Consider the following 2114-nt stretch of genomic DNA (forward strand, 5'->3'; position numbering starts at 1 on the left):
CGCCCACCCAGGTTGGGGAGTTGCGCGGCCGGAGCTGGAGTCGGGGTCGGCGTGGCGGCTGGCTGACACGCAACCGCCAGCAGAACAAAGATCAACATGCCCCACAGCAGGCGCCTCATGGTCTCCTCCTTGCAAAACAGAAATCCCCCACGAAATCGGGGAGGCGATCCGCACCCAAGGAAACACGACCGGGATCTTTAGGCGTTCGGTTAGATGACAGCCTGTCCTTTACAAAATGCCATAACAGGTCTAATGCATTCCGAGATATGCCGCCTGGACCTGTGGGTTGTTCGCCAGCTCTTGGGCGGTTCCCTCCAGGACAATGCGACCGGTCTCCAACACATAACCCCGATGGGCCACCTGGAGAGCCATATGCGCGTTCTGCTCCACCAGGAGGATCGTGGTGCCTTGCTGGTTCAGCTGCCGGATTACCTCGAAGATGCTCTCCACCAGAACGGGGGCTAGCCCCATCGACGGTTCGTCCATCAAGAGAATACGGGGCTGCATCATCAACGCGCGGGCGATGGCGAGCATCTGCTGCTCACCCCCGGATAGGGTCCCGCCTTTCTGATGGAGGCGTTCCTGCAAGCGCGGGAAGATGGCGAACACAAACTCCATCCGCCGGGCGACCTCGCGCCGGTCACGCACCGTATAAGCCCCCATCTCCAAATTCTCCCAAACTGTCAGCTGGGGGAACACGCGCCGTCCCTCCGGGACGTGCCCGACACCCCGGGCCACGATCTCATGCGGGGGTAGATGGGTGATGTCCTCCCCATTCAGCAGAATGCGACCATGACGAGCCCGGACCAGACCGGAGATCGTGCGTAGCGTTGTGCTCTTGCCCGCGCCGTTTGCGCCGATCAGGGTAACGATCTCCCCTGGCTCGACCTTAAAGGAGACCCCCTTCAGCGCATGGATATGCCCATAGTAAGTATGAACATCGATCAGTTCCAGAACGGCCATCGTCCTCGTTCCCGAGTTTGAGGGTTTGGCTCAGCCACAGATAAATATGAGTTTCATGCGATTGCCCCGATGGCAACTCCTCGCCCCAGATAGGCCTCGATCACCCGTGGGTTCCGTCGAACTTCCTCCGGGCTTCCCTCCGCGATTTTCTCCCCATAATCCAGCACCGTGACCCGTTCCGAGATCCCCATCACCACCCGCATCTGATGCTCGATCAGGATCACCGTGATGCCCAATTCATCCCGCAGACGTCGGATCAATCGAGTGGTCTCCGCCGTCTCCTGAGGGTTCATCCCGGCCGTGGGCTCATCCAGAAGAATCAACTTCGGATGGGCTGCGAGGGCCCGCGCGATCTCCACCTTGCGCTGTTCACCATAAGGCAGATTTTTGGCCAGTTCGTCCGGCGAGGCTCGCAACCCTACAAATCGAATCAGCCGCAGCGCTTCCTCCCGCAACTGCCGTTCCTCAGCTTGAAACCGAGGAGTTCGGAAGAGGATGTCCACCGGATTCGCCCGGAAACGGGTATGCATGCCGACCAGGATGTTTTCGATCACCGTCATATTCCCGAACAGGCGGATATTTTGAAAGGTGCGCGAGATACCTCGCGCAGTGATTTGGTCCGGCCGGAGCCCGACCAGAGAACCCCCCTCGAAAAGGATCTCCCCCTCGTCCGGTTTGTAAATCCCGGTGATGAGGTTGAAGAGCGTGGTCTTCCCTGCCCCGTTCGGCCCAATGATACTAACAATCCGTCCTGCTTCCAGCGTGAAATCCACCCGATTAACCGCAACCAGCCCACCAAACCGCTTGGTGATCTTCCTTAATTCCAACAAGTTGGCCATCCCTGATGCCTCCTGGTGCTTCTATGAGGATTTCTGGCGGAGATTGCTCGTACATCGTATAAAGCGGGAAAATCCGTTTTCGCAGGATGGGGTCCGCCCTTGGCAGCCTCCATCCTGCGAAAAATCCCTTCGGAAAGAATCCTCAATATGGACTGGAGTGATTATCAGGGGACCTTTGGTCGATCGAAATTTTAATCCCTGGCCGGTTTGACCTCCGGCGCTGGGATCACCGGTGGAAGTTCCTTCTCCGCCTCCACCGGCAATCGCTCCGGCTCGGCGGCCTCCTCCCGGCCCAGAGCCTCGGCCAGCTCC

General features: G+C 58.9%; 2 protein-coding genes. Both read right to left on the reverse strand.

What is annotated here, in order from left to right; all coding sequences use genetic code 11:
- Window positions 1-249: 249 nt before the first annotated feature.
- Window positions 250-963, reverse strand: a complete 714-nt coding sequence (locus tag NZM16_RS12685; RefSeq protein WP_295480703.1) for an ABC transporter ATP-binding protein — start codon at window positions 961-963, stop codon at window positions 250-252.
- 53 nt (window positions 964-1016) lie between these two features.
- Window positions 1017-1802 carry an ABC transporter ATP-binding protein gene (locus NZM16_RS12690; RefSeq protein WP_295480705.1) on the reverse strand — a complete coding sequence of 262 codons (786 nt, stop codon included), beginning with the start codon at window positions 1800-1802 and terminating at the stop codon, window positions 1017-1019.
- Between the last annotated feature and the right edge of the window lie 312 nt (window positions 1803-2114).

It is taken from the genome of Thermoflexus sp., from assembly GCF_025055495.1.
Classification (GTDB): Bacteria; Chloroflexota; Anaerolineae; order Thermoflexales; family Thermoflexaceae; genus Thermoflexus.